Origin of the sequence: Massilia sp. IC2-278, assembly GCF_020708045.1 — a bacterium.
In the GTDB taxonomy this organism is placed as follows: domain Bacteria; phylum Pseudomonadota; class Gammaproteobacteria; order Burkholderiales; family Burkholderiaceae_D; genus Telluria.
The window spans coordinates 39,991-66,056 of record NZ_JAJFES010000010.1; the positions used below are offsets into that span (position 1 = coordinate 39,991).

A 26,066-nucleotide genomic window follows, 5' to 3' on the forward strand; every position below is an offset into this window, starting at 1 on the left:
AGGCCGAAAACGATCCGATCACGGCCGCAGGCCGGAGAGGATTCGATCACGGCCGCAGGCCGAAAACGATTCGATCATGGCCGCAGGCCGGGGACGATTCGATCACGGCCGCAGGCCGGAGACGATTCGATCACGGCCGCAGGCCGGAGACGATCCGATCACGGCCGCAGGCCGGAGACGATTCGATCATGGCCGCAGGTCGAAGAAGATTCGATCACGGCCGCAGGCCGGAGACGATTCGATCACGGCCGCAGGCCGGAGAGACGATTCGGTTATGGCCGCAGGCCGCAGACGATTCGGTTATAGCCGCAGGCCGGAAACAATTCACCACGGCGCAAGCCGATGGCGATCACGCTACCCGCGCAGCGCCTTTTCCAGGTCATCCAGCTCCGCCGGCTTGACCAGGTGCGCGTCAAAGCCCGCCTCCTGCGCCTTGCGCCTGTCCTCGGGCGAGCCGTAGCCGGTATGTGCCACCAGCCGCGTATGCTTGAGCTCCGGATGCGCCTTGATCATGCGCGCCAGCTCATAGCCGTCGGCGCCGGGCAGGCCGATATCGAGCACCATCACCTGCGGCTGGTGTTCCAAGGCCAGCGGCACGATCTGGCTGGCGTCGTGGGTGGTCCAGGCCTGGTGGCCCATCTCGGCCAGCAGGAAGCCCATCATCTCCATGGCGTCGATGTTGTCGTCCACCAGCAGCACGCGCAGGCCGCCGGCCGGCGCAGCCGCCGCTTCCTGGGCCGCCTGGTCAGCCGCGGCCCCGGTCACGCGCAGTACCGGCAGCTCCACGGTAAACGTGGACCCCATGCCGATGCCCGGGCTCTCGGCGCGCAGCTGGCCGCCGTGCATCTCGAGCAGGCGCGAGACCAGCGACAGGCCGATGCCGAGGCCTTCCGGCGCGCGGTCCGGCGGTACCGCCGCCTGGGCGAACATGCCGAAGATGCGCGGCAGGCTGTCGGCGTCGATGCCGATGCCGTTGTCGATCACGGCGATGCGCACATGGTCGCCGTCGACCTTCACTTCCAGGCGAATCCGGCCGCCCTTGGGCGTGAACTTGGCGGCGTTGTGCAGCAGGTTGCCCATCGATTGCGCCAGGCGCACCGGGTCGCCCGCCACCCAGACCTGGCCGTCGGGCTGCTGCACGTCCAGCTGGTGCTCGCGCGCCGCGATCAGCGGGCCGGCGGTCTCGATGGCCTGGGCAATCACCGCACCGAGGTTGACTTCCTCGCGGCGCAGCACGATCTTGCCTTCCGAGATGCGGGCCACGTCGAGCAGGTCGTCGACCAGGTGCGCCAGGTGGTCGACCTGGCGCAGGATGACTTCGCGCGCATGGGCCTGGCGCTCCGAGGCGTTTTCGCCGGCGATGCCGAGCAGCGTGGCGGCATTCCGGATCGGGCTCAGGGGATTGCGCAGCTCGTGCGCCAGCGTGGCCAGGAACTGGTTCTTGTTGGCGTCGGCCGCGCGCAGCAGCGCTTCCATTTCCTTGCGCGCGCTGATATCGCTGGTCACGCGCGCCACGCGGTAGACCTCGCCGCGCGCATTCCTCACCGCGAACACGCGGTCGCGCACCCAGCGCGTGGCGCCATCGGGCAGCTGCAGGCGAAATTCCTCGTCATAGTAGGGTTGCGTCGCCAGCGCGGCCCAGCGCCCGGCCAGGCGCGCGCGGTCTTCGCCGTGCACGGCTTCCAGCCAGCTGCCGTGCTTGTTGCGCAGCGACTCGGTGCTGCGCCCGAAGATGGTGGCATACGCCGGGCTCACATAGGCCAGCACGCCGTCCGGCGCCGAGAACATCCAGAACACGTCTTCGATGTTGTCGGTCAGCTGGCGAAATCGCTCCTCGCTCTCGCGCAGCTCGTCCTGGGTCTGGCGCATGCGCAGCAGCGCATTCACGTTGGCGATCAGCTCGTCGGCCTCGATCGGCGCGGCCAGGTAGTTGTCGGCGCCGCCTTCCAGCCCGCGGATCTTGTCGGCACGGCCGGTCAGCGCGGCCGAGGTCTGCAGCACCAGCACGCAGTTGGTGTCGGGGTCGGCCTTGATGCGGCGGCAGACCTCGATGCCGTTGATGTCGGGGAGCTTCACGTCGAGCAGCACCAGCGCCGGGTCTTCTTCGCGCACCATCGCCAGCGCGTCGGTACCGTTGGCCGCTTCCATGACGCGGAAGCCCGCGCTTTGCAGGATGCGTGTCTTGGCATAGCGGGCGCCGTCGTTGTCGTCGACGTTGAGGATGAGTGTCTGGTTCGCGGTCATGATTCGGTGTCGTCTGCGCTGCCGATCAGCGCGGCAGGAAAGCGGCGCGGCAGCGTGAGGGTGAAGGTCGAGCCGACGCCGGTCCGGCTGACCACGTCGACGCGCCCGCCGAGCAGGTCGGCCAGGCGGCGGCACAGCGGCAGGCCGAGGCCGGTGCCCTTGATGCGGCGCTGCAGCGGGTGCTCGACCTGGGCGAATTCTTCGAAAATCAGTTGCAGGTGGTCGGGCGCGATGCCGATGCCGGTGTCGGTCACGGCAAACACGATGTCATCGGTGCCGGCTTCATACGAAGCCGTCACGCGTACCGAACCCTGCTCGGTGAACTTCAGCGCGTTCGAGATGAAGTTGCGCAGGATCTGGGAAATCTTGCCTTCGTCGGATTCGAAGGCCTCTTCCACGCCGCCGTTGTCGAACACCAGTTCCACGCGCTCGGACGTGACCAGCGGGCGCAGCATGCCCTTCAGGGCGCGGAACAGGTTGTCCACGACCACCGGCGCCAGCTGGGTCTCGACCTTGCCGGCCTCGATCTTGGCCAGGTCGAGCAAGTCGTTCACCAGCTCCGACAAATCGGTGGCGGCGGTCTCGATGAAGCGTACCTGGCGCTCCTGCTCCGGCGTCAGGTCGCCGTCCATGCGGTCGAGCAGGAGTTTCGACAGTGCGCGGATCGAGGACAGCGGCGTGCGCAGTTCGTGGCTGGTGTTCGACAGGAAGCGCGACTTCATTTCGTCGGCCTTGCGCAGGCGCTCGGCCTTGTCTTCGATCTCGGCGTACAGCGCGACGATGCCGCGGTTCGTATCTTCGAGTTCGCGCGTCAGCGACAGCAAATCTTCCTGGCGCTCGCGCAGCTCGGCCAGGGTTTCGACCAGTTCCCGGTTCTGCTGCTGCACTTCCTGCCAGGTGTTGGGGGTGGGCGCGGCCGCCAGTTCGGCGCCGATCTGGGCCAGGCGCGCGCTGCCCAATGGCGGCTGCGGCGGCAAGGCCTTGCGCATCACCACCGCCGTCGTGCCGGCGCCGTCGGCGATCTCGCAGGCGTCCATCAGGCGGTGCGCGGTGACGATCGCCGGGTCGCCGGCGAGGCTGGCCTCGACGCTGCCGAGATGGGCGCCGGCGTTGATGCTCACTTCGAGCTGCTGGGCGCCGCGCCCCTCGGCCAGGCAAAAGACGGCGCGCGCGCCGGGGCCGCCAAGCGACGCGGCGCGCGCCACTTCGGAGACGGCGGTGGCGATGCGCACCTGGTCCTGTTTCGAGAAGCCGAGCAGGTGCGAGACCTGGCGCGCACGCTGGCGCACCAGCACCACGTCCTGGTCGCTCTCCAGGGCCACGTTCAGGATACGCTGGCTCATGAATGGTCTTCCCTTCTGCGCACCACCAGCACCATGGCGTCGTCGCGGCGGCGGATGTAGTCGCGCATCAGCACCGCCGCGATCAGCGCCGGGCTGTGCCCGAGCAGGCCAGGGTATCGATCGAGGTCCCACTGGGTCTGGATGCCGTCCGAATGCATGATCACCAGGGCGCCCGGCGGGCAAGGCACGCTGAACTCCTGCACCTTGCGCATGTTGTGGCCGACGATGCCGTTGTGCGAGATGAGCGCGCGCCGCGCTTCGCCATCGATCACGTAGGCGCCGATGTTGCCGATGCCGGCAAAGCGCAGCGTGTCGCTCTCGAAATCGATGCGCGCCGCCGCCAGCGCCGCGCCGCGCGTGATGCGCAGCGCCTGGTGCGAGGCGTCGACCAGCTGCGCCGGCTCCGACGCCGGGCGGTGCTGCAGTTCGGCGATGGCGGCGTGCGCCGCCGTCGCCGCTTCCGGCCCATGGCCGAGGCCATCGGCGGCGAGCAGGGTCGCCCCCGCGCCGTCGCAGGCCACGCCCCAGCCGTCGCCGCAGGCATCCTCGCCGGCCAGCGGCACGCTCAGGGCGCCGACTTCGACCCGGCACAGCCCGGGCGCCGCTTCGTCGCGCCACAGGCGCATGAAGAACAGCGCGCCCTGCCCGGGGTTGGAGTACACGTCGAACTCGCTGGCCAGGCGGCGCAGCGCACCCAGGCCCGTGCCCGCGGTGCCGGCGGTGGACATGCCGTCGCGCAGGCAGGCGTCGAGATCGACGATGCCGGGGCCGTTGTCGACCGCCAGCACATCGATCCCGGGCACGCCTTCGGCCTGGGCCAGGTTCAGGTAAATGGTGCCCTCTTGCGCATGCTTGAGGAGATTGGTGCCGGCTTCGGTGACGATCAGCGCCAGCTGGCCGGCGCGGGTTTCGTTGAAACCGAGGTCGACCGCCAGGCGCTGCCCGGCGCGGCGCGCGGCGGCGATGTCGCTGGCATGGGTAATGGCAAACGACAGCTGGGTATCCAGCGAAGAAATCAGCGTTTCCATTTCACGACCGCGACCGCGGTGCCCTCTCCCACGCGGGTGTCGATCTCGAACTCGTCGACCAGGCGCTTCGAGCCGCTCAGGCCCAGGCCCAGGCCGCCGCCGGTGGTGTAGCCGTCGCGCAGCGCCAGGTCCAGGTCGGGGATGCCGGGCCCGTTGTCGACGAACAGCAGGCCGATGCCGTTGCGGAAACCGTCGGCCAGCTTGTCGAGGTGGCAGGCGCCGCCGCCGCCGTACTTGATGGTGTTGCGTCCGAGCTCGCTGGCGGCGGTGACCAGCTTGGTCTGGTCGATCAGCGACAGGCCGATGGCGACCGCGCGCTCGCGCACCTGCTTGCGCAGGCCGACCACGTCTTCGTCGCCGCGCAGCGGCAGCGTGACACGGTCGACGCGCAGCCGGGCGTTCGCTTCGAGCAGCCCGGTATCGAATTCAACTGCGGTTGCAGCGTTCATCTAGTCAGGTTCTTTCCGAGCAGGGCCATGCCCTTTTCGACGTTCAGCGCCGTCTTGACCCCATGCAGGGTCAGGCCCAGCTCCACCAGGGTGATCGCAACGGCCGGCTGCATGCCGACCACCACGGTCTGGGCGTCGAGCACGCGCGCCATCGCCGCCGTATTGCTGATCATACGCCCGATGAAGGAGTCGACCAGGTCCAGCGCCGAAATATCGATCAGCACGCCCTTGGCGCTGTCGCTGACGATGCGCTCGGTCAGGTCGTCCTGCAGGGTCATGGCCAGGCGGTCGTGCATGTCGACCTGGATGGTGACCAGCAGCAGGTCGCCCATCCGCAGAATTGGAATGCGTTCCATCGCTTATGCCTTGGCAACCAGCGCGGTACCGGTGCGCTCCAGCGCCACCACGAAGGCGTCGGCCAGGGTGGCCTTGGTCATCACGTCTTCCAGGTTCACGCCCAGGTGCACGATGGTCTGTGCGATCTGCGGGCGGATGCCGCTGATGATGCAGTCGGCGCCCATCAGGCGCGCGGCGGCGATGGTCTTCATCAGGTGCTGGGCGACCAGGGTGTCGACGGTCGGCACGCCGGTGATGTCGATGATGGCGATGATGGCGCCGGTGTCGACGATCTTTTGCAGGATGTTTTCCATCACCACCTGGGTACGCGCCGAATCCAGGGTGCCGATCAGCGGCAGCGCCAGGATGCCGTTCCAGAGTTTCACGACCGGGGTCGACAGCTCCAGCAGTTCCTGCTGCTGGCGCACGATGATCTGGTCTTTCGCCTTCTGGAAGACTTCGATGGTGTACAGGCCCAGCTTGTCGAGCAGGGTGCTGATCGACCACGAGGCGGCGGCCAGGGCTTCCGGCTCGCCGCCGAAACCGGCGGTCATCTGGGCGAAGATCGGCTGCTTCAGCGAGAAGACAAACGTGGCGGTTTCGCTCGGGGTCGAGCCCGACTTGGCGCGGCTGGACGAAATCTCGGCCAGCAGGTCGCGCACTTCATCCCACGAGCGATGCTCGACGTTTTCCAGTTCGCCGGCGCGGGTGGCGGCAGCGAAAGCAGCCAGGAACTGCTGGCAGTGGCCGCGCAGTTGCGCCTTCGAGCTGGCAGTGCCGCGCACGGTCAGCGCCTCGAGCTGCGCAATCCATTGCGAGCCGATCTCGGCTTCGTGTTCCTGGATGAGCTGGCTGATGCGGGCGGCGTTGTCCTTCGTGGTCATCTCTTCGTCCTTGGTCGGTTTTTTGGAGTATTGGTCCGGGTCGTGTGCGCCGGTTGGACGCACCGCTCCCATGATTGGAAAAATGGCCAACTATAACACCTATTCAACTTTCACCACGGCACGCTTGTGCATACGAAAAAGCGCGGAGATACACAATTGACAGGCTGTTTTTTATTCCGCCGCCAGCGCATCCGACTTGGCCTGAAGCGCCGTCAGCAAGGCCTCGTCCGGGAAGGCGGTCACGCGCCAGCGCGGCAGCTGGAAGCCCTCCTGCGGCACCATCAAGTGGCCGGCGGCGGCGGCCAGGTCGGCCCAGGCCACGTTCCAGCGCCGCCCTTCCCGGCCCGGCTCGTCGAGGTAGCCGAGGACGATGCGGTCTGTCTCGGGCAGCAGCGCCTCGACGCCGGCGGTCCAGGTCGACACACTGAAGATGCGCTCGTCCTCGCCCTTCACCAGCATGTAGGTGGCAACGAAGACATCGGTCCCATCCTTCTCGTAGCGCTGGTCGAGCAGGGTTTTCTGCTCGGCGTAGTCTTCCTGCAGCGCCATGCGCCGCAAATCGGCCAGCTTGCGCGCCACCTCTTCGTCGGCCGGCAGATACCGGACCGCCTTGCCGTCGACGTACTCGTACATCAGGGTCGACACGCGCCGCCCTTCGGTCTGGATGGCCGACTGCGCATAGGTCACCAGGGTCAGCAGGTCTTCGCGGTCGTGCGAGGCCGACAGCAGCATGCGCCCGCGCGTCGGGATCATCACGACCGGATGCTGGCCGGCCACGCGGTGCACCAGGTCGGGCAGCAGGATGCGCGAGGAATCGTAGGCGTCGTTCCAGTCGCTGGCAAAGTGGTTGGCGCCGATTTGGACGAATTGCTCGGCCGCCAGGTCGCGCAGGTTGTCGAGGGCGATGGCGCTGGCGGCTTCCTTCGCCACGCCCCATTTGTCGAGCTGGCTGGTGTCGAGGACGCGGGTCAGGTGCTCGGTGTCCCAGGCCAGCAGCATCACGGTATCGAGGCTGAAGTCGCTTGCTGCGAAGCCGGTGTTCGGGGCGGCGTCCGCCAGCGGGCCGAGCTGGGCCGCCTGGAGGAAGGCGCCGGTACGCAGCACGGGCAGCAGGTTGCGTTTTACTGCTTCGAAGGTATCCGGGATATCGGTCGGAACGAACAGGTTCGCATACTTGTCGACGACGGCGCGACGCCCGGCGCGCGAGGCCTGGCAATAGTCGTGGTAGAAGTTATGCAGGTTGACGGCGCCGCCCTCGGCGCCGGACATCAGGATGCGGAAGTTGGGGGCGTCGAATTCCATCGGGCCTTGATGACCGCGCTCCCTGGCCGCCTGCATGGCGATCTGGGCGAATTTTTCAGGCGAGGGCTTGCGGAAGAAAAGGTCGAGGATTCCCACGGTGTGCTCCGAGATGGCGATAGCTCGGCAGTGTAGAGGGCCGGGGGCATGGCGTCCATCGTCAATCGTACGCGCGCTCTTGGACCACCCGCATGGCTGCGCAACTTGAATCAAACGTACAGCTACCCGTAGGGTGGGCCGGGCCGCGCTAGGCACTCCGTGCCCACGCGGTTACGTGCGCGTCCTTTTGCCGGCGGCAGCGACTATTCGCTCCGGGACCTCAAGCATGGATGCAAGCGCTAGCGAGACGCTCTTGCGACCGCCGCAGGGATGCCACGGTTTCGATCCATCAAACCCTAACAATGCTCATTGTTCCGCGTGGGCACGGAGTGCCCACCCTACGGTTACCGCCGCCATTCATCGTCAAAGTACCGGCATATCGAGCGCCCATAAAAAAACCGCCAGGCTCACGCACTGGCGGTTTTTATAATCGAAGCGGCAGGGCCGCCTGATAACTGATTACTGCGCTGCAGCCTCAGCCGGATCAGCCGCCTTCATCGACAGCTTCAGGCGACCACGCTCGTCGGTCTCCAGCACCTTCACGCGCACTTGCTGGCCTTCTTTCAGGTAGTCGGCAACGGCGTTCACACGCTCGTTGGCGATCTGCGAGATGTGCAGCAGGCCATCTTTACCAGGCATGACTTGCACGATCGCGCCGAAGTCCAGCAGCTTGAGCACGGTGCCGTCGTAGGTCTTGCCCACTTCGACCGATGCGGTCAGCTCTTCGATGCGGCGCTTGGCTTCCTGGCCGGCGGCGGCGTCGACCGAGGCGATGGTCACGATGCCTTCGTCGGTGATGTCGATTTGCGTGCCGGTCTCTTCGGTCAGCGCGCGGATGACGGCGCCGCCCTTGCCGATCACGTCACGGATCTTCTCCGGATTGATCTTGATGGTGATCAGGCGCGGTGCGAAGTCCGACAGTTCGGTCTTCACGGTCGGCACGGCCTTCTGCATTTCGGCCAGGATGTGCTGGCGGCCTTCCTTGGCTTGCGCCAGTGCCACCTGCATGATTTCTTTGGTGATGCCCTGGATCTTGATGTCCATCTGCAGCGCGGTGATGCCTTGCGCGGTGCCGGCGACCTTGAAGTCCATGTCGCCCAGGTGGTCTTCGTCACCCAGGATGTCGGTCAGGACCGCGAACTTGCCGCCTTCCTTGATCAGGCCCATCGCGATGCCGGCGACGTGCGCCTTCATCGGCACGCCGGCGTCCATCAGTGCCAGGCAGCCGCCGCAGACCGATGCCATCGACGAGGAACCGTTCGATTCGGTGATTTCCGACACCAGGCGCACCGAGTACGAGAACTCTTCCTGCGAAGGGAGAGCCGCGACCAGTGCGCGCTTGGCCAGGCGGCCGTGGCCGATTTCGCGGCGCTTCGGGGTGCCCACACGGCCGGTTTCGCCGGTGGCGAACGGAGGCATGTTGTAGTGCATCATGAAGTCGTCGGTGTACTCGCCCATCAGCGCGTCGATCTTCTGGCTGTCGCGTGCGGTGCCGAGGGTGGCGATGACCAGCGCCTGGGTTTCGCCGCGGGTGAACAGGGCCGAGCCGTGGGTACGCGGCAGCACGCTGGTGCGGATCGAGATCGGACGCACGGTGCGGGTGTCGCGGCCGTCGATGCGTGGCTCGCCTTCCAGGATCTGCGATCGCACGACCTTGGCTTCCATGTCGAACAGGATGTTGCCGACTTCGGCGGCGTCAGCCTGCACGCCCTGCTCGCCAAGTGCGGCCAGGACTTCGCTGGAGAGCGACTTCAGCTTTTGCTGGCGCGCCGATTTTTCGCGGGTCTGGTAGGCATCGCGGATTTTCGCGTCGGCCAGGGCGGCCACCTGGCCGATCAGGGTTTCGTTCTTGGCCGGAGCGGTCCACTCGACTTCCGGCTTGCCGCCTTCGGCCACCAGGTCGTGGATGGCGTCGATGACGGCCTTCATCTGGTCGTGGCCGTAGACGACCGCGCCCAGCATGATTTCTTCCGACAGTTGCTGGGCTTCCGATTCCACCATCAGGACGGCGGTTTCGGTACCGGCAACGACCAGGTCCATCTGCGAGGTCTTCAGCTGGGTGGTGGTCGGGTTCAGGATGAACTGGCCATTCGCGTAGCCGACGCGGGCGGCGCCGATCGGGCCGCTGAACGGGATGCCGGACACGGCCAGGGCAGCCGAGGCGCCGATCATCGCCGGGATGTCCGGATCGATTTCAGGGTTGACCGACAGCACGTGGATGATGACCTGGACTTCGTTCAGGTAGCCTTCCGGGAACAGCGGGCGGATCGGACGGTCGATCAGGCGCGAGGTGAGGGTTTCCTTTTCGGAAGGACGGCCTTCGCGCTTGAAGAAGCCGCCCGGGATTTTACCGGCTGCATACGTTTTCTCGATGTAGTCGACGGTCAGGGGGAAGAAGTCCTGGCCCGGCTTCGCGTCTTTCTTTGCGACCACGGTAGCCAGCACGACGGTGTCTTCGACCGACACCATGACGGCGCCGGATGCCTGACGGGCGATTTCACCAGTTTCCAGGGTGACGCTGTGTTGGCCGTACTGGAAGGTTTTCGATACTTTATTAAACATGGGTAATCCCTTTCTATTTGCCGACAGATTTTCAGGAGCTGTCGTTCACCTCATTACTGACGCCCCGGAATGCGGCGCTTTACTTCAAAAACGGGAATGCGCAAACAAAAAATGCCCGCGTCAGCAAGAACTGGCGCAGGCATTTCGTAGCTAAACCGACTGGCGCAAAGATTACTTACGCAGGCCGAGTTTGGCGATCAGGTCACGGTAACGGTTCAGGTCTTTGGCCTTCAGGTAAGCCAGCAGGCTCTTGCGACGGTTGACCATACGGATCAGGCCGCGGCGCGAGTGGTGGTCTTTCTGGTGGGTCTTGAAGTGACCGTTCAGTTCGTTGATGTGTGCGGTCAGCAGTGCAACTTGCACTTCCGGCGAGCCGGTGTCGTTCTGGCCACGAGCGTTGTCCGCGATGATCGCGGCTTTGTTGATGTTTTCTACGGACATGATGTTACCTTTCACATGCGGTGCAAGAGTCGCAACCCAACGCACCGTGATTGTTCAAAATTCTGCCCAAAACGGACAGACCCGCCAGTATATGCGAAAACAGTTGGCGTCACCAGCGTTTGCCATCGCAAAGCTGGGGCATCATGGCGTTCATGGCAATGATGCGAGGTGAATGATGCACAAAATGATAAAAATGGCAACGCTGTGTGCGGCAATCGTGCTGGGCGGTTGCACCGGCCCCTTCCTGCGCGAGGCGCCGAATGTCGGCGAGCCGGTGGCGGCCGTTACTGCCAAGCTGGGCCAGCCGACGAGTACCTACCCCGCCGCCGACGGCGGCCAGATGCTCGAATACGCCACCGGGCCGATGGGCCAGTTCACCTGGATGGCCCATATCGGGCCGGATGCGCGGTTGCTCTCCTACGAACAGGTGCTCACCGGCGAGAAGTTTGCGACGATCAAGATCGACAAAGCCACCAAGGCCGACGTCCTGCGCACCATCGGGCGCCCGGCCGAACGCTCGGGCGTCGCCATGCACAACTACGAGGTCTGGTCTTACCGCTACAAGGAAGCGGGCGTGTGGAATTCACTGATGCACGTGCACTTCGACCAGGCCGGCATCGTGCGCCTGATGCAGAATGGGCCCGATCCGATGTTCGAGCCGCGCGAACGCTTCAGCTGGTAATTCAAATCGTCAACCGCGCCTAACGCGCAGCAGCCTGGCGCCCCCCGTCGCTGCGCACGAAGTCGTCGATCGCGTCGAGCGTCGGCGCCAGCGTGTGCAGCGCGCGCGACAGCGAGGCCACCAGGGTGGCGTGGCTGACGCCGTCGTAGTACAGCTCGCGCACCGGCACGTGCTTCTCGCGCAGGCGCATGGCCAGGGCGCCGGTGTTGCGGACCGGGTTGACGGTCTTGTCCTCGTAGGCGGCAATCAACAGGGCCGGCGGCGCGCCGGCGCTCACATGCCGTACCGGCTGCGAATCCGGTGGCGTGTCCGGGTAGTTGAATACCGGGCGCGTGGTCTTGTTCTGTACCGGCAGGAAATCGTAGGGACCGGCCAGGCCGATCCAGCCGCGCAGCGCATCCGGCCTAACGCCCTGCTTGCCGAGCCAGCGCTTGTCCAGCGCCAGCATGGCCGCGTTGTAGGCGCCGGCGCTGTGGCCCATCACGAACAGGCGCTTCGGGTCGCCGCCGTACTTGGCGATTTCGCGCGTGGTCCAGGCCACGGCCTGGGCGGAATCGTCGAGGAAGTCGGGATAGCGCGCTTCCGGATACAGCCGGTAATCGGGCACCACCACGACGTAGCCACGCTTCGCCAGTGCCTGGCCGACAAAGGCATAGTCCTCGCGCTTGCCGCTTACCCAGTTCCCGCCATAAAAGAACACGATGACCGGCGCTGCTCCGGCCTGCGCTGCCGGCTGGTAGACATCGAGTTTCTGGCGCTCGCCATTGCCGTAGTGGATGGCGCTGGTGGCGCGCGCGTCGCCATCGGGGGAAACGGCATTCACCAGTTTCAGGGGAGAACAAGCGGACAGGCTGGCGGCCAGAACTGCCAGGGCCAGGACGGACAGGAAGGTCAAGGGTCGGAACATGGCGTCTACGTTGCAGGAAAGATGAGTCCAGTATATCCGGCTGGCATGCTTTTTTTGCATATGACAGCCCGATATTTACGGTTCAGGCATACAAATGATTCAGACGAATGTTTCGGTCCTATACTGTTACCTCATGGATAACACATACGCTTTGCCGCACCGGCCACGCCAGGTTGCCGGGATCGGGATCTCGCTGGCCGTGCACGCCATGCTGCTGGCCATGTGGCAATTGTCACGGACGACGCCTGCACTTGACACCACGACGCCCGAGGCCATGGTGGTGCGGCTGCTTTCCACGCCCTCCTCTGCTCCCTCAGCCGAACCCGCCTCTGCCGGCCCGGCGCGGGAAACGTCGCCGCCAACGCTGCGGCGCGGCGCCACGCCGGCAGCGGCACAGCAGGCGCCTAGGCAGGCGGCCGGCATGACCCCGCCTGTGGGAAAGGTGACCGCGGAAGCGCCTGCGGAAGCAGCCGCCGCCGAAGCGGCGCCAACGGTGGCCAGCGACGTCCCCGCTCCGGCGGCATCCGGCAGCATGCTGGAACGGGCGCGCGCTGCCGCCGGCGGCGCCGATCGCGCCCTGCGCAAGGAAAACCCGACGCGCGGCATCGTGGCGCCGGTGGTCACGGCGCAGATGAAGCTGTCCAAAGGCATCGCCGAGGCCGCCGACCTGGTGCCGAACAAGTGGTATGAAGCGCCAAAAGTCACGGAAGTGCTCGACCCGGGCGGCTACGGACGCAGGCGCTACCGCGTGGTCGGTGCAGCCGGCACCTATTGCGTCACCTACGAATCGAACCACGCGCCGGACGGTATTGATACCATGCGCGATGGCATCAAGCCGAAGAAAACCAACTGCGACCCCGACTGGGGTCCGGCGACCACCCAGAAATGGAATTGAGCGCTTAAAATAAAAACGGCGCGTATCGCACGCGCCGTTTTTTGTTCCAGCCTGAACGCTCAGCGCAGCCGCGTGTCGTCGAGCGGATCGTCGTCGGTCGGGATGATGCTGACCGGCTTGCCCTTGGCGCGCTGCAGGACGTACACCGCATAGCCCGACAGGCCGTACAGCACGAAGATCGGCCACAGCACCTTGGTCGGGTCGCTTGCCACCAGCGCAAAGGCCAGCACGATCAGGAACACGACGATGAAGGGCACCGACTTGCGGAAATTCACGTCCTTGAAGCTGTAGAACGGCACGTTCGAGACCATGGTCAGGCCGGCGAACACGGCGATGCACCAGCTCACCCAGTCGACTTGGCGCGCGCTGATGTTGATGTCCGGGTCGGTCATGAACATGATGAAGCCGACCACCAGCGCCGCCGCCGCCGGGCTGGGCAAGCCCTGGAAGAAGCGCTTGTCGACGACTTCGATGTTGGTGTTGAAGCGGGCCAGGCGCAGTGCGGCGCCGGCGCAATACACGAACGCCGCGATCCAGCCCAGCTTGCCGAGACCGCGCAGCGACCATTCGTAGATGACCAGGGCCGGCGCCGCGCCGAACGAGACCATGTCGGACAGGGAATCGTACTGGGCGCCGAACTCGGACTGGGTATTCGTCAGGCGCGCCACGCGGCCGTCCAGGCCGTCGAGCACCATGGCCACGAACACGGCCCAGCAGGCGTAGTCGAAACGCTGGTTCATGGCCATCACGATCGCGTAAAAACCGCAGAACAGGGCGCCGGTCGTGAATGCATTCGGCAGCAGGTAGATGCCGCGGCCGCGCTGCTTCTGCTTGTCCTCGGCCCGGCGTCCGAAGCGCCTGAGGCGGGAGAATCGTGGCGCGCGCGGCGCCCCTCCGTTTTTTTTGCGTCGTGGGAAGGCTGGCATAGTTGTCCGTATTCAAAGCTGCGCGATCGAGCGCCGTTCCCCGCATTATAGAGGCGAGGACGGCTTGTTAGCGAACGGATACTATTGGGAATGTCGTCATGCAGGCGGCCGGGCTTGCCGGCACGCCTGCCGGTCGCGGATTTACTTGAACTTCACCTTGCCGACCAGGCGCATCTGCAGCGTGGTTTCGCCCGGTTCGAAGCTCGGCTCCGGCATCTCGTCGGCCACGCCTTTGGCGCGCATCATCATCGGCGCCGCGGGCCGCGCTTCGTTCTGCACGTAATTGCCCGAGCCTTCGAAGTCGACCACGTCCAGGGTCGCGTCGCCCGGCTGGCGGCCCATGGCGCGCGCGATCGAGACGATGCGCTCGTTCAGGTTGCGGTAGGTTTCGGCGATGCGCTGGTCATCCAGGCGCTTTTCCAGGGCCGGGCTGAGGCCGAAGCTGATGTTGTTGATCGACAGAACCTTCTGGGCGGAGGCGACAGTTTTCTGCAGCTCGGCCAGGTTGGTGGTTTTCACTTCCAGGTACTGGCCGACGCGCCAGCCGATCGGCACCGGCTGCACCGGGGTGCGCGTGGCCGGCAGCGGCTGCACCGGCGGTTCCGGATAGACCGGATAGGTGAAGTAACCCATGGTCTTGAGCTCGGCCTTAGGATCGGCGCGGCGCACGATCTCGGTACCCTCTTTCATCTTGCGGTTGACGCGGGCGGCGGCGGCCTGCTTGTCCTTGTCGTGCTCTTCCACAATGAAGCTGACGATGGCCTGGTCGTTGGCCGCGCGCACTTCGCCGGTGGCGGGGACGACCACGACCGTGCCGCTTGTTGCGGGCATGCTGGTCGCGGGCGCGGTCTGCGCTTGTACGTGGGACGCCATCATCAGGCTGGCCAGGAGGATCATTTTTGGAAGGGACATCGGTTTTCTCCTATAAGGAATGCATGTGTGCATGACTTATACGATACCGTCCCGTTCCTAGATAGAGTGATTTTGTAATGGAAAGTTGCAAAGTTCGGAGATTGGTTACCCCTGTGTCTTATCGTCTGTCGAAACGATGTCCCTTGTCGCAACGGTGACCGTACGGTGGGCACCCCGTGCCCACGCGGTTACGTGCGCATCCTTGCACCGATAACGGTGACTACTCGCCCGCGAAATCAACAACGGCCACGCCCCCCAAAGAGGTTCGTGGCCATCGCATGCACCACGAGCGAGTCGGTTCCGCCAACGGTGCAAGGAAACGTGCGTACCGCGTGGGCACGGAGTGCCCACCGTACGGTTCCCGCTAACACAGACCGTTAGTTCTTCGACTGATCCACCAGCTTGTTCTTCGCAATCCACGGCATCATCGCGCGCAGCTTGGCGCCGACTTCCTCGATCTGGTGCTCGCTCGTCAGGCGGCGGCGCGAGATCAGCGTCGGCGCCCCGGCCTTGTTCTCGAGGATGAAGCTCTTCGCGTACTCGCCGGTCTGGATGTCCTTCAGGCACTGGCGCATCGCATCCTTGGTGGCCGAGGTGACGACCTTCGGCCCGGTCACGTATTCGCCATACTCGGCGTTGTTCGAGATCGAGTAGTTCATGTTGGCGATGCCGCCTTCGTAGATCAGGTCGACGATCAGCTTCAGTTCGTGCAGGCATTCAAAATAAGCCATTTCCGGCGCATAGCCCGCTTCCACCAGGGTCTCGAAGCCGGCCTTGATCAGTTCGACGGTGCCGCCGCACAGCACGGCCTGTTCGCCGAAGAGGTCGGTCTCGGTCTCTTCGCGGAAGTTGGTTTCGATGATGCCGGCGCGGCCGCCGCCGTTGGCCATGGCATACGACAGGGCGATGTCGCGCGCGGCGCCGGATTTGTCCTGGTAGACCGCGACCAGGTGCGGCACGCCGCCGCCCTGTTTATACGTGTTGCGCACGGTGTGGCCCGGGGCTTTCGGCGCGATCATGATGACGTCGAGGTCGGCGCGCGGCACGACCTGGCCGTAGTGGACGTTGAAGCCGTGGGCAAAGGCCAGCACGGCGCCCTGCTTGGCGTTCGGCTCGACGTTTTCCTTGTAGACCTGGGCGATGTTTTCGTCCGGGAGCAGGATCATGATGACGTCGGCGTTTTTCACCGCCTCGTCGACTTCGGCGACCTTCAGGCCGGCTTGCTCGACCTTGTTCCAGGACGCGCCGCCGCGGCGCAGGCCGACAGTGACGTTGATGCCGGACTCGGACAGGTTTTGCGCGTGGGCGTGGCCTTGCGAGCCGTAGCCGATGATGGCGACGTTCTTGCCTTTGATGAGGGAGAGGTCGCAGTCTTTGTCGTAGAAAACTTTCATTTTTTTGTCCAGTGCTTTTCAGGTAAGTGGATGTTCTTTTGTGCCGCAGGTGGTGTGCAGGCGGCGTTGTTCGTTTTGTGCGGCAGGTGGCGGATCGGGCGTTACGCGTGGGCACGGGGTGCCTAGCGCGGCCCGGCCCACCTTACGGTCGCCGTTTCGTCAGAGCCGATGACGAATCAGACCTTCAAGATCCGTTCGCCGCGCCCGATGCCGGAGCCGCCGGTGCGGACGGTTTCGAGGATGGAGCTGCGGTCGATGGCATCGATGAAGGCGTCGAGCTTGCTCTTGGCGCCGGTCAGTTCGATCGTGTAGGTCTTTTCCGTGACGTCGATGATGCGGCCGCGGAAGATGTCGGCGGTGCGCTTCAACTCTTCGCGCTCCTTGCCGACCGCCCTCACCTTGATCAGCATGAGCTCGCGCTCGATGTGCTGGCCTTCGGTGAGATCGACCACCTTCACCACCTCGATCAGGCGGTTCAGGTGCTTGGTGATCTGCTCGATGATGTCGTCCGAGCCGGTGGTGACCACCGTCATGCGCGACAGGGTCGCGTCTTCGGTCGGCGCCACGGTCAGGGTTTCGATGTTGTAGCCGCGTGCGGAGAACAAACCAACGACGCGAGATAAAGCACCGGCTTCGTTCTCCAGAAGAACCGAGATGATGTGTCTCATTTACAGGTCCTCCGAGCCGAGCAGCATTTCAGACAGGCCCTTGCCCGCCTTGACCATCGGCCAGACGTTCTCGCTCTGGTCGGTGATGAAGTTCATAAACACGAGGCGGTCCTTCATGTTGAAGGCGTCCACCAGCGCGCCCTCGACGTCGCCCGGCTTCTCGATGCGCATGCCGACGTGGCCGTAAGCCTCGGCCAGCTTCTCGAAGTCCGGTAAAGAGTCCATGTAGGACTCGGAATAGCGCGATCCGTAGTCGATCTGCTGCCACTGGCGCACCATGCCGAGGAAGCGGTTGTTCAAGAGGATGATCTTTGGCGTCAGGTGGTATTGCTTGCAGGTGGCGAGCTCCTGGATGCACATCTGGATCGAGCCTTCGCCGGTGACGCAGGCGACCGTCGCATCCGGGTTCGCCATCTGCACGCCCATGGCGTACGGCAGACCCACGCCCATCGTGCCCAGGCCGCCGGAATTGATCCAGCGGCGCGGCTTGTCGAAGGGGTAGTACTGGGCGGCCCACATCTGGTGCTGGCCGACGTCGGAGGTGATGAAGGCGTCGCCTTTCGTGACCTTCCAGAGTTTTTCGACCACCGACTGCGGCTTGATGACGAGGCTGGAATCCTCGTACTTCAGGCAGTCGCGGCCGCGCCATTCGTCGACCTGCTTCCACCAGTTGCGCAGCGCGTCCGGGTTGGCGCGTACACCGGCGGTATCGAGCTGGGCCAGGAACTCGGTCAGCACGTCCTTCACGTTGCCGACGATCGGGATATCGACCTTCACCCGCTTCGAGATCGACGACGGGTCGATGTCGATGTGGATGATCTTGCGCGGATGGCTGGCGAAGTGCTTCGGGTTGCCGATCACGCGGTCGTCGAAACGGGCGCCGATGGCGATCAACACGTCGCAGTGCTGCATCGCCATGTTGGCTTCGTAGGTGCCGTGCATGCCGGGCATGCCGACGAAATGTTCGCTGCTCGAGCGCGAGCCGCCCAGGCCCATCAGGGTGTTGGTGACCGGCGCGCCGAGCTTGTCGACCAGGCGGTTCAGTTCGGGCGAGGCATTCGCCAGGATCACGCCGCCGCCCGCATAGATCATCGGGCGCTCGGCCTGCTGCAGCAGCTGCACGGCCTTGCGGATCTGGCCGGCATGGCCCTTGTCGACCGGCTTGTACGAGCGCATCTCGATTTCGCGCGGGTAGTCGTAGGCGCACTTGTGCATCGAGATGTCCTTCGGGATATCGACCAGCACGGGACCGGGACGGCCGGTGCGGGCGATGAAGAAGGCTTTCTTGATGGTGGTGGCCAGTTCGCGCACGTCCTTGACCAGGAAGTTGTGCTTGACCACGGGGCGGGTGATGCCGACGGTGTCGCATTCCTGGAAGGCGTCCTGGCCGATCGCGTGGCTCGGCACCTGGCCGGAAATCACGACCATCGGGACCGAATCCATGTAGGCGGTGGACAGGCCGGTGACGGCATTCGTCACGCCCGGACCGGAAGTGACGATGGCGACGCCGACGGTGTTGGAGCTGCGCGAATAGGCGTCGGCCGCGTGCACGGCTGCCTGCTCGTGGCGGACCAGGACGTGCTGGAACTTGTCCTGGTTGAAGATGGCGTCGTAGATATAGAGGACTGCGCCGCCGGGGTAACCGAAGACATGCTTGACGCCCTCCTCGGCCAGACATCGGACGACGATTTCAGCGCCGGTGATCTGGGCAGATCCCTGGCCTGATGCTTCGTTATTCATGAATCGTTCCTTTCAAGACCCATAGGGAGATTGATCGGATGCTCGTTCCTAACGAAATACGGTTTGCCCCACAGCGCTCCAGCTTCCCTTCTTTCTGCGCGCACGGCGTTCGATCCGGGTATCGGCAGATACCGTTCACAACGACGCAAAACGCAACTCGTTTGGCTGAGTGTCTGTAGCGGCTCGACGCATCTCTCGCGCTTGTGGCGCGGGTTGGAGCAAACTGCCTACAAATGAAAGCGTGTCAAACAGTCCGACGTTGTGTGCCGGAAGGGATGACGGTGAAGCTTCGGGGGTGCAAAGCGTAAGGAACACCTTACTGCGTTGCACCATTTTGGTCAAGATAAAAAGAAAGAAACAATTTGCCGAGTAGAGGATGTGCTCGGTTGTGGGATTGGGTGCACTGGGATGGTGCGCTGCGGGGTGGGCGGGCGTCTGGAATGGTGGGTTCGAGAACCCACCCTACGAGCGAGTTTGCCAAGGTGCGCGCAATGAGACAGCGTGGACACGGGTGCCTCGCGCGGCCCGGTCCACCCTACGCCCCCCGCCGTTGTAGGGTGGACACCTGTGTCCACGCGGTACAAGCCCAATATAGTCGAGCACGTAGGGTGGGTTCTCGAACCCACCATATGTAAAGCTCAATCTACCGCTGCATCCCCCACCGCCGCACCGTCACCCGCTCCAGCGTCTGGAACACCACCTGCTCCACCGCCAGCCCGATGATGATCACCGCCGCCAGCCCCGCAAACACCTTGTCCGTAAACAGTTCATTGCGGCTCTGGAAAATGAACCACCCCAACCCGCCCTGCCCCGAAGTCGTGCCGAACACCAGCTCCGCCGCAATCAGCGTGCGCCACGCAAACGCCCACCCAATCTTCAACCCCGACAAAATCGCCGGCAGCGCCGCCGGAATCAAAATCTGCAGCACCAGCCGCAACCCACCCAGCCCATAGTTACGCCCCGCCATGCGCAGCGTTTCCGGCACCGCGCGAAAACCCGCGCAGGCATTCAAGGTCAGCGGCCACATCACCGAATGCATCAGCACCATGATCAGCGAACCCTTGCCCAGCCCGAACCACAGCAGCGCCAACGGCAAGAGCGCAATCGCCGGCAGCGGATTGAACATCGAGGTCAGCGTCTCAATCAGCTCGCGCCCCACGCGGTTCGACACCGCCAGCCAGGTCAGCAAAAAGGCGCCGGCAATACCCATCACATACCCTTGCGCCAGCACCGCGAACGACACGCCCACATAGCCGAACAGTTCTCCGCTCACGATGCCGTCGACCAGCGCCCTGCCCGTGGCCAGCGCCGTCGGCAGCAGCAGATCGTTGTCGTACCAGCGCGCTAGCGCTTCCCAGATCACGGCCAGCACCAGCAACAGCGCCGCCTTGCGCAGCCAGGCCAGCTCGCCAAAGACAGACCGATGGGCAGGCGCGGGGTGGGCGGACGGCCCGAGCGGCGCACCACCCAGGCTGGGCAGCGGCAAGGCCAGTTCGTATTCGGGACGGATCGGCGGTTCGCGGAATGCGCTCATGGGTGTGCGTAGGCGGGAGTGGAAACGGTGGATGGGGAAGCAGCATCGCCGAACAGCAGCCGGTGAATCCGTTCGTTCGCCGTCTGGAATTCAACGCTGCCGGCACTGCCAAGGTCGAACTGGTGGCTGTTGAGTTCCGCACGCACGCGGCCCGGGTGTGGACTCAGCAAGAGGATGCGGTTCCCTACCACCAGCGCTTCTTCGATCGAGTGGGTCACGAACAGCATCGTGAAGCCGATCTCTTCCCACAGCGCCTGCAACTCTTCCTGCATCTTGCGGCGCGTGAGTGCGTCGAGCGCGGCGAAGGGTTCGTCCATCAGCAGGATTTCCGGCTGCATGGCCAATGCACGGGCAATCGCCACCCGCGCCTTCATGCCGCCCGACAGCGTGTGCGGATAAGCGTCGGCAAAGCGCGCCAGCCCGACCTTGCCCAGCCAGTGGCGGGCGCGTTCGCGGGCCTCCGGCTTCTTCATGCCGCCGGCCAGCGGCGGAAACATCACGTTTGCTTCCACCGTCTTCCACGGCGGCAGCTGGTCGAATTCCTGGAACACGACGATGCGGTCCGGCCCCGGCGCCGTGATGGGTTTCCCACCCAGGCGCAAACTGCCCGCGCGCGGTGCGATGAAACCGCCCACCGCCTTCAGCAAGGTCGACTTGCCGCAGCCCGAAGGCCCGAGCAAGACAAAACGGTCGCCGCGGTGCACGTCGAAACTCACGTCCTCGGTAGCGCGCACGGTGCCGTGCTCGCCGGCGTACTCGATCGTCACGTGCTCGGCGCGCAGCAGCGGGCCTTGCGGGACAACTTGCAGGGTGGGCAGGTTCACGTCAGCTCCCCTTGTCCAGGGCCGGATGCGTGAAGAAGTAATCGCGCCAGCTTTCCGGCTTCTTGCGGATCGCTCCCACCTGGTGCAGGAACTGCGCCAAGCCCAACGTGTTCTGCGGCGCCACGCTGAACTGCACCTTCGGGTTCTTGATCACTTTCACCAGCAGGGCACGGTCGATGCTGTTCTTGTTCACCCGCAGGTAGGCATCGGCCGCAGCTTCGGGGTTGGTCGACGCCAGCTGGGCCGCTTCCACCAGCGCATCGAGGAAGGCGCGGTAGGTCTTCGGGTTCTCCTTCACCCATTTCTCGGTGGCGTACAGCACCGTGGCCGAGCTCGGCCCGCCGAGCACCTGGTAGGAATCGAGCACGATCTTCGCGTTCGGATTACCGGCCAGCTCCTGCTCTTGGAAAGGCGGATTCGCGAAGTGGGCGTTGATCTCGGTCTTGCCCGCAATGACGGCGGCGGTGGCGTCCGGGTGTGGCAAGGCCTGGGTCAGCGGATCGAGCTTGCGGAACTGGGCTTCGCCCCACTGCTTGGCCGCCGCCATCTGCAGGATGCGCGCCTGCACCGACACCGTCACCGCCGGCAGCGCGATGCGGTCTTTCGGTCCGAAGTCGGCAATCGACTTCACGGCCGGGTTGGTACTGATCAGGTAATACGGAAAACTGCCGAGCGAGGCCACGGCGCGCACGTTCTGTTTACCTGCCGTGCGGTCCCAGACCGTGAGCAGCGGGCCGAGCCCGGCGCCGACTACGTCGACCGAGTTCGACAACAGCGCATCGTTAGTGGCGGCGCCGCCGGACAGCTTGATCCAGTCGACGTCGATGTCGACGCCCTGCCTCTTGCCGTGTTTTTCGATCAGCTTCTGGTCCTGCGCCACGTTCAGCAGCAGGTAGACTACGCCGAACTGCTCGGCGATGCGGATCTTGCCTTCGGCATGGGCCGATGCGGACGCGACCAGGGACAGGGCTGCCAGCAAGGCAGCGGCTTTCGACAACTTGAACATGGATTCTCCTGGTCAGAACGGGACGTCGCCCGCGATGGTCGTGCGGTACAGCTTGCGGCGCTGGTCGGGCGGGCAGCCGGCGGCCAGGTGCATCAGCGAGCGGTTATCCCAGAACACCATGTCGCCGGCTTTCCACTGGTGGCGGTAGATGAATTCGGGCCGGGTGCTGTGCTCGAACAGGGCGTCGAGCAGCGCGCGGCTGCGCTCTTCGGGAATACCGACGATGCGCGTGGTGAAATGCTCGCTGACGAACAGTGCGCGGCGGCCGGTTTCCGGATGCGTGCGCACCACCGGGTGGCGCACCGGCACCACTTCGTCGATCTGGGCTTGCGTCAGCTTCGGCCGCCACGGGTTCAGCTTGCGCAGGTCTTCGTAGCGCGCCAGGTAGCTGTGCTCGGCCTGGGCATGCTCGACTTCGCGTTTGAGCCAGCCAGGCAGCGTGTCCCAGGCCAGGTGCTGGTTGGCGAACAGGGTGTCGCCGCCATCCGCCGGCAGTTCCTGCGCGTGCAGCATCGAGCCCAGGCTGGGCGTGGCTTTATAAGAGAGATCCGAATGCCACAGGTGGCCGGCGTCGCCCAGGCCGATCGGCTCGCCGTTTTCACGGATGTTCGAGATGACCAGCACTTCCGGGTGGCCGGCCAGCTGGAACTGGCGCAGCACGTGGATCTGCAGCTCGCCGAAGCGGCGGCTGAAGTCGACCTGCTGGGCCGGCGTGATGGCGGTATCGCGGAACACCAGCACGTGGTGGTCGAGGTGGGCGCGGTGCACGCGCGCCAGGTCGGCGGTGCCGATGGGGCGGGAGAGGTCGAGGCCGAGGACTTCGGCGCCGAGCGGGGCGTTCAGGGGCCGGATGTCGAAGTCCTGGCGCTGGGTAGTGTCGAGTGGCATGGCAGTCAAGATGAATAATCGTTCAACTCAGCTTAGCCACGCCCCCTTGGCGCGACAACGAATCATTTCGACTATCGTCATGCAGTTTTTGACAAGACAGCCACGCCCCCTGAAAAGGCCGGACTGAGCAATTCCGGTGCATAGCCGGTGGTTTTTTGCTAGGATTCGACAGTTTTCCATAAAGCACAGGCCAAGTACCTGCGCGCATCACCCCCTTTCATCGCATGGCGACAGACAAAGAACTCAACGACTTCCTCGAGAATGTCGAACGGCGCGCTTTCAAGCAAGCCGTGTACGCCGTGCGCAAGGACGAGGCCGCGCTCGACATCGTGCAGGACGCGATGATCAAGCTCGCCGAAAAATACGGCGACAAGCCGCCCGCCGAACTGCCGATGCTGTTCCAGCGCATCCTGCAGAACACCATCCTCGATTACTTCCGCCGCGAAAAGGTGCGCAACACCTGGGTCAGCCTCTTCTCGGGCTTCGGCCGCAAGGATGAGGGCGATGAGGACTTTGATATACTCAACGCGTACGAGGCGGAAGAAGGGTCGGCCGCGGCCGAGTCGAGCATGGACCAGGTCGAGCGGGCACAAACCTTGCGCCTGATCGAAGCGGAAATACAAAAGCTCCCAACGCGTCAACGCGAAGCCTTCCTTATGCGTTACTGGCAGGATATGGACGTGGCCGAAACGGCCTTAGCGATGGGCTGTTCCGAGGGCAGCGTCAAAACGCACTGCTCGCGCGCGACACATGCGCTTGCCGATGCCCTGCGGGCCAAGGGAATTAAACTATGAATACCGACGACATCAACCTGGCGTACAAGCTGCGCCACGCCTTGAACGAGAATCTCGACGCGCTGCCGGCTTCCACCACCGAGCGCCTGGCCGCCGCACGCGCGCTGGCGCTGTCGCGCAAGAAGCCGGACGCTGCAAGCACCGCGCCATTCGCGAAAAAAGACTGGCGCCGCAGCTGGTTCGATGTCAATTCGCTGTTTTCGAATGCCGCGCTGGGCCGCCTGGCGGTCGCGGTGCCGCTGCTGGCCCTGGTCGTCGGCCTGGGCGGCGTGTATCAATATGAACAACAGCAGCAGATCGCCGAACTGGCCGAGCTCGACGCGGCCGTGCTGGCCGACGAGCTGCCGCTGACGGCCTACCTCGACCACGGCTTCAATGCCTATGTGGAGTCGCAACAGCGCCGCCAATGACGAAACGCACCTCGACACCCCGCCGCGCCTGGATGGCAGCCGTGGCGGTGGCGCTTGCCGCCGTTGCGGCCTGGGCCATTTCCGAGCGGTGGAGCATCGTCGATGCCGATGCAGTGTCGGCCAGTGCCACCGGCGCCGCCCCGGCGGGCAATGCCGGCAAGAGCGGTCCGGTGATCCTCGACAAACCCCTGTGGCGCGACCTGACCCGTGCCCAGCAGCTGGCGTTGTCGCCGCTGCAGGCCGAGTGGGACGGCATGGATGGCGCGCGCAAGCGCAAGTGGCTGGAAATGTCGCGCCGCTTCGCCTCGATGAACCCACAGGAACAGCAGCGCGTGCATGAACGGATGCGCGAGTGGATCCGCCTCACGCCCGAAGAGCGCAACCTGGCGCGCGAAAACTACAGCAAGGTGCGCAAGCTCGCCCCTGGCGAAAAAACCGCGACCTGGGAAAGCTACAAGCAGCTGAGCACCGACCAGAAACGGCGCCTGGCGCGCACGCCGGTGCGCAAGGCCGATGCCGTGCCGACGCCCACCGAGCCGGCCATCGTGACGCCGACCAGCTGCCCGCCCGGCACCACGCGCCGTGGCGCCTCCTGCATCTCGCTGGAAGCGCCGAACACGCTGCCGAACGCGCCGGCGCTCACCCAGCCGGCGCCTGCTCCTTCGCCGGCGCCTGCTCCCGCGCCGGCGCCCTCTTCCACGCCTGCCGCGGCGCCAACCGAACCGGCCGCGCCGGCCGCCACCACCCCCGGCGCCCATCCCGCAGCCACTTCCACGCTATCGAATGCAAACGGCTAATCCTTCCGCGATCGGCACGCCCACCATCAAGCGTCGCCTGATCGCGATGGTCTACGAGGCCTTCCTCCTCACCGCCATCGAGGCGCTTGCCGTTTTCATCTTCATTTTCGCCACCGGCAACCGCCAGGAACCGGCCTGGCGCGCCGGCCTGATGGCTTTCCTGTTCCTGGTGACCGGCCTTTATTTCGTGCACTCCTGGCGCGGCGCCGGCTTTACGCTGGCCATGAAAACCTGGCGCATCAAGGTGGTCAAGGTAGGACATGCGAAAGTGCCGTTCAGGAATGCGGCGATCCGCTACCTGCTGGCCTGGGGCTGGTTCGCGCCGGCACTGGCCATCGGCGCCCTGCTCGATTTGCATCATTTCAAGGAGTGGGCAATCCTGCTGTCGGCCGGCATGGTGGCCTGGGCGCTGACGGCCTTTCTCGACAAGGACCGCCAGTTCCTGCACGACCGGATCGCCGGCACGCGCCTGATTGCGCTGCCGAAGGCGCAGAAGGCTCAGGCGAAAGCAAAGACAAAGTAACCTCCCAGCAACAGCATCCCGGCTACTGCGCACAGCACGCCGCCCAGCGAAACTTGGTAACGGCGCTTGAGCAGGCGGGTCAATGATCCTGCGGCGGCGCCCTCATACCCGTACCAACTTGCGCGCCAGGTGGTGAGCGCATACAGATGCAGCGCCATCGATGCGGCCAACAAGGCGGCGGCTTCGCGATGGACGGCAAGCACAACCGCCGCCAGGACCAGGCAAAACGATGCAGCTTTGCATTGCGTTTTCATACTCAGTTCCGCTCGCTTCAGATGCTGGCTTTTTCCTGCCGCGCCAGCACGGATATCAACAGGAACAACAAACGTCACGGCTCATTGACTGAAGTTAATTCAATCAATTACGTGAGTCTATTTCTTTTGGGTGAAGTGCTGAGGCAAATCAAAGCGCTCTCCATGATGCCGGCTTGCGTCGCCATGCCGACAACGGACCAATTGAGCTAACGCAAAACGTTCCGGCT

At 64.7% G+C, this 26,066-nt stretch carries 26 protein-coding genes; 6 read left to right on the plus strand and 20 right to left on the minus strand.

Annotated elements, in window-relative coordinates; translation table 11 throughout:
• Positions 1–354 precede the first annotated feature (354 nt).
• The 9 genes from LK540_RS17560 to rpsO all read right to left on the minus strand — a co-directional run bounded on the left by LK540_RS17560 (position 355) and on the right by rpsO (position 10,685).
• Entirely contained in the window at positions 355–2,244 is a 1,890-nt protein-coding gene (locus tag LK540_RS17560) for a response regulator (protein WP_229438603.1), read from the minus strand.
• Positions 2,241–3,587 (minus strand): sensor histidine kinase, encoded by a 1,347-nt coding sequence (locus tag LK540_RS17565; RefSeq protein ID WP_229438604.1) that lies wholly within the window; start codon positions 3,585–3,587, stop codon positions 2,241–2,243. Before LK540_RS17565 ends, LK540_RS17560 begins: the two co-directional genes overlap by 4 nt.
• Positions 3,584–4,615 carry an ATP-binding SpoIIE family protein phosphatase gene (locus LK540_RS17570; RefSeq protein ID WP_229438605.1) on the minus strand — a complete coding sequence of 344 codons (1,032 nt, stop codon included), beginning with the start codon at positions 4,613–4,615 and terminating at the stop codon, positions 3,584–3,586. Before LK540_RS17570 ends, LK540_RS17565 begins: the two co-directional genes overlap by 4 nt.
• Positions 4,603–5,064, minus strand: a complete 462-nt coding sequence (locus tag LK540_RS17575) for an anti-sigma regulatory factor (RefSeq protein WP_229438606.1) — start codon at positions 5,062–5,064, stop codon at positions 4,603–4,605. The genes LK540_RS17570 and LK540_RS17575 overlap by 13 nt, the downstream gene beginning before the upstream one ends.
• The gene (locus LK540_RS17580) at positions 5,061–5,420 is read right to left on the minus strand and encodes an STAS domain-containing protein (RefSeq protein WP_229438607.1); all 360 of its coding nucleotides are present in this window, start codon (positions 5,418–5,420) and stop codon (positions 5,061–5,063) included. Before LK540_RS17580 ends, LK540_RS17575 begins: the two co-directional genes overlap by 4 nt.
• A gap of 3 nt (positions 5,421–5,423) precedes the next feature.
• Positions 5,424–6,284: an STAS domain-containing protein gene (locus LK540_RS17585; RefSeq protein WP_229438608.1), complete on the minus strand. Its 861-nt coding sequence runs from the start codon at positions 6,282–6,284 to the stop codon at positions 5,424–5,426.
• 171 nt (positions 6,285–6,455) lie between these two features.
• Positions 6,456–7,682: a DUF1444 family protein gene (locus LK540_RS17590; protein WP_229438609.1), complete on the minus strand. Its 1,227-nt coding sequence runs from the start codon at positions 7,680–7,682 to the stop codon at positions 6,456–6,458.
• A 459-nt stretch (positions 7,683–8,141) separates the two neighbouring features.
• On the minus strand, positions 8,142–10,244 hold the full coding sequence (pnp, locus tag LK540_RS17595) for a polyribonucleotide nucleotidyltransferase (RefSeq protein ID WP_229438610.1): 2,103 nt from the start codon (positions 10,242–10,244) through the stop codon (positions 8,142–8,144).
• A gap of 171 nt (positions 10,245–10,415) precedes the next feature.
• Complete coding sequence (gene rpsO / locus LK540_RS17600; protein WP_229438611.1) at positions 10,416–10,685, minus strand: 30S ribosomal protein S15; 270 nt, start codon at positions 10,683–10,685, stop codon at positions 10,416–10,418.
• A gap of 184 nt (positions 10,686–10,869) precedes the next feature.
• On the opposite strand from rpsO, the gene LK540_RS17605 reads away from it, so the two are divergent.
• Entirely contained in the window at positions 10,870–11,367 is a 498-nt protein-coding gene (locus LK540_RS17605; RefSeq protein ID WP_229438612.1) for a hypothetical protein, read from the plus strand.
• A gap of 19 nt (positions 11,368–11,386) precedes the next feature.
• Here the strand turns inward: LK540_RS17605 and LK540_RS17610 are convergent, their stop codons facing one another.
• Positions 11,387–12,274, minus strand: a complete 888-nt coding sequence (locus LK540_RS17610) for an alpha/beta hydrolase (RefSeq protein WP_229438613.1) — start codon at positions 12,272–12,274, stop codon at positions 11,387–11,389.
• Positions 12,275–12,407: 133 nt separating this feature from the next.
• On the opposite strand from LK540_RS17610, the gene LK540_RS17615 reads away from it, so the two are divergent.
• The gene (locus tag LK540_RS17615; protein ID WP_229438614.1) at positions 12,408–13,169 is read left to right on the plus strand and encodes a hypothetical protein; all 762 of its coding nucleotides are present in this window, start codon (positions 12,408–12,410) and stop codon (positions 13,167–13,169) included.
• Between the two features lie 59 nt (positions 13,170–13,228).
• Here LK540_RS17615 and pssA read toward each other — a convergent pair whose 3' ends face one another.
• The 9 genes from pssA to LK540_RS17660 all read right to left on the minus strand — a co-directional run bounded on the left by pssA (position 13,229) and on the right by LK540_RS17660 (position 23,061).
• Positions 13,229–14,095, minus strand: coding sequence for a CDP-diacylglycerol--serine O-phosphatidyltransferase (gene pssA, locus LK540_RS17620; RefSeq protein WP_229438615.1), 867 nt, complete (start codon positions 14,093–14,095; stop codon positions 13,229–13,231).
• A 141-nt stretch (positions 14,096–14,236) separates the two neighbouring features.
• A complete protein-coding gene (locus LK540_RS17625; RefSeq protein ID WP_229438616.1) occupies positions 14,237–15,007 on the minus strand; it encodes an SIMPL domain-containing protein in 771 nt (256 codons plus the stop codon).
• 377 nt (positions 15,008–15,384) lie between these two features.
• On the minus strand, positions 15,385–16,401 hold the full coding sequence (gene ilvC, locus LK540_RS17630) for a ketol-acid reductoisomerase (RefSeq protein ID WP_229438617.1): 1,017 nt from the start codon (positions 16,399–16,401) through the stop codon (positions 15,385–15,387).
• Positions 16,402–16,577: 176 nt separating this feature from the next.
• Positions 16,578–17,069: an acetolactate synthase small subunit gene (ilvN, locus tag LK540_RS17635; protein ID WP_229438618.1), complete on the minus strand. Its 492-nt coding sequence runs from the start codon at positions 17,067–17,069 to the stop codon at positions 16,578–16,580.
• A complete protein-coding gene (locus tag LK540_RS17640) occupies positions 17,070–18,809 on the minus strand; it encodes an acetolactate synthase 3 catalytic subunit (protein WP_229438619.1) in 1,740 nt (579 codons plus the stop codon).
• Positions 18,810–19,452: 643 nt separating this feature from the next.
• Entirely contained in the window at positions 19,453–20,343 is an 891-nt protein-coding gene (locus LK540_RS17645) for an ABC transporter permease (RefSeq protein WP_229438620.1), read from the minus strand.
• Entirely contained in the window at positions 20,340–21,167 is an 828-nt protein-coding gene (locus LK540_RS17650; protein WP_229438621.1) for an ABC transporter ATP-binding protein, read from the minus strand. Before LK540_RS17650 ends, LK540_RS17645 begins: the two co-directional genes overlap by 4 nt.
• Position 21,168: 1 nt before the next feature.
• Positions 21,169–22,173, minus strand: a complete 1,005-nt coding sequence (locus tag LK540_RS17655; RefSeq protein WP_229438622.1) for an ABC transporter substrate-binding protein — start codon at positions 22,171–22,173, stop codon at positions 21,169–21,171.
• 12 nt (positions 22,174–22,185) lie between these two features.
• Positions 22,186–23,061 carry a TauD/TfdA family dioxygenase gene (locus LK540_RS17660; protein ID WP_229438719.1) on the minus strand — a complete coding sequence of 292 codons (876 nt, stop codon included), beginning with the start codon at positions 23,059–23,061 and terminating at the stop codon, positions 22,186–22,188.
• 224 nt (positions 23,062–23,285) lie between these two features.
• Here LK540_RS17660 and LK540_RS17665 point away from each other — a divergent pair, with 224 nt between their 5' ends.
• The 4 genes from LK540_RS17665 to LK540_RS17680 are packed head-to-tail and all read left to right on the plus strand — an operon-like array spanning position 23,286 to position 25,585.
• The gene (locus tag LK540_RS17665; RefSeq protein ID WP_229438623.1) at positions 23,286–23,855 is read left to right on the plus strand and encodes an RNA polymerase sigma factor; all 570 of its coding nucleotides are present in this window, start codon (positions 23,286–23,288) and stop codon (positions 23,853–23,855) included.
• Complete coding sequence (locus tag LK540_RS17670; RefSeq protein WP_229438624.1) at positions 23,852–24,265, plus strand: DUF3619 family protein; 414 nt, start codon at positions 23,852–23,854, stop codon at positions 24,263–24,265. The genes LK540_RS17665 and LK540_RS17670 overlap by 4 nt, the downstream gene beginning before the upstream one ends.
• Complete coding sequence (locus LK540_RS17675) at positions 24,262–25,062, plus strand: DUF3106 domain-containing protein (RefSeq protein WP_229438625.1); 801 nt, start codon at positions 24,262–24,264, stop codon at positions 25,060–25,062. The genes LK540_RS17670 and LK540_RS17675 overlap by 4 nt, the downstream gene beginning before the upstream one ends.
• Positions 25,049–25,585: an RDD family protein gene (locus LK540_RS17680; protein WP_229438626.1), complete on the plus strand. Its 537-nt coding sequence runs from the start codon at positions 25,049–25,051 to the stop codon at positions 25,583–25,585. The genes LK540_RS17675 and LK540_RS17680 overlap by 14 nt, the downstream gene beginning before the upstream one ends.
• Here LK540_RS17680 and LK540_RS17685 read toward each other — a convergent pair.
• Entirely contained in the window at positions 25,561–25,917 is a 357-nt protein-coding gene (locus LK540_RS17685) for a hypothetical protein (protein WP_229438627.1), read from the minus strand. The two genes, LK540_RS17680 and LK540_RS17685, sit on opposite strands and share 25 nt — an antisense overlap.
• Between the last annotated feature and the right edge of the window lie 149 nt (positions 25,918–26,066).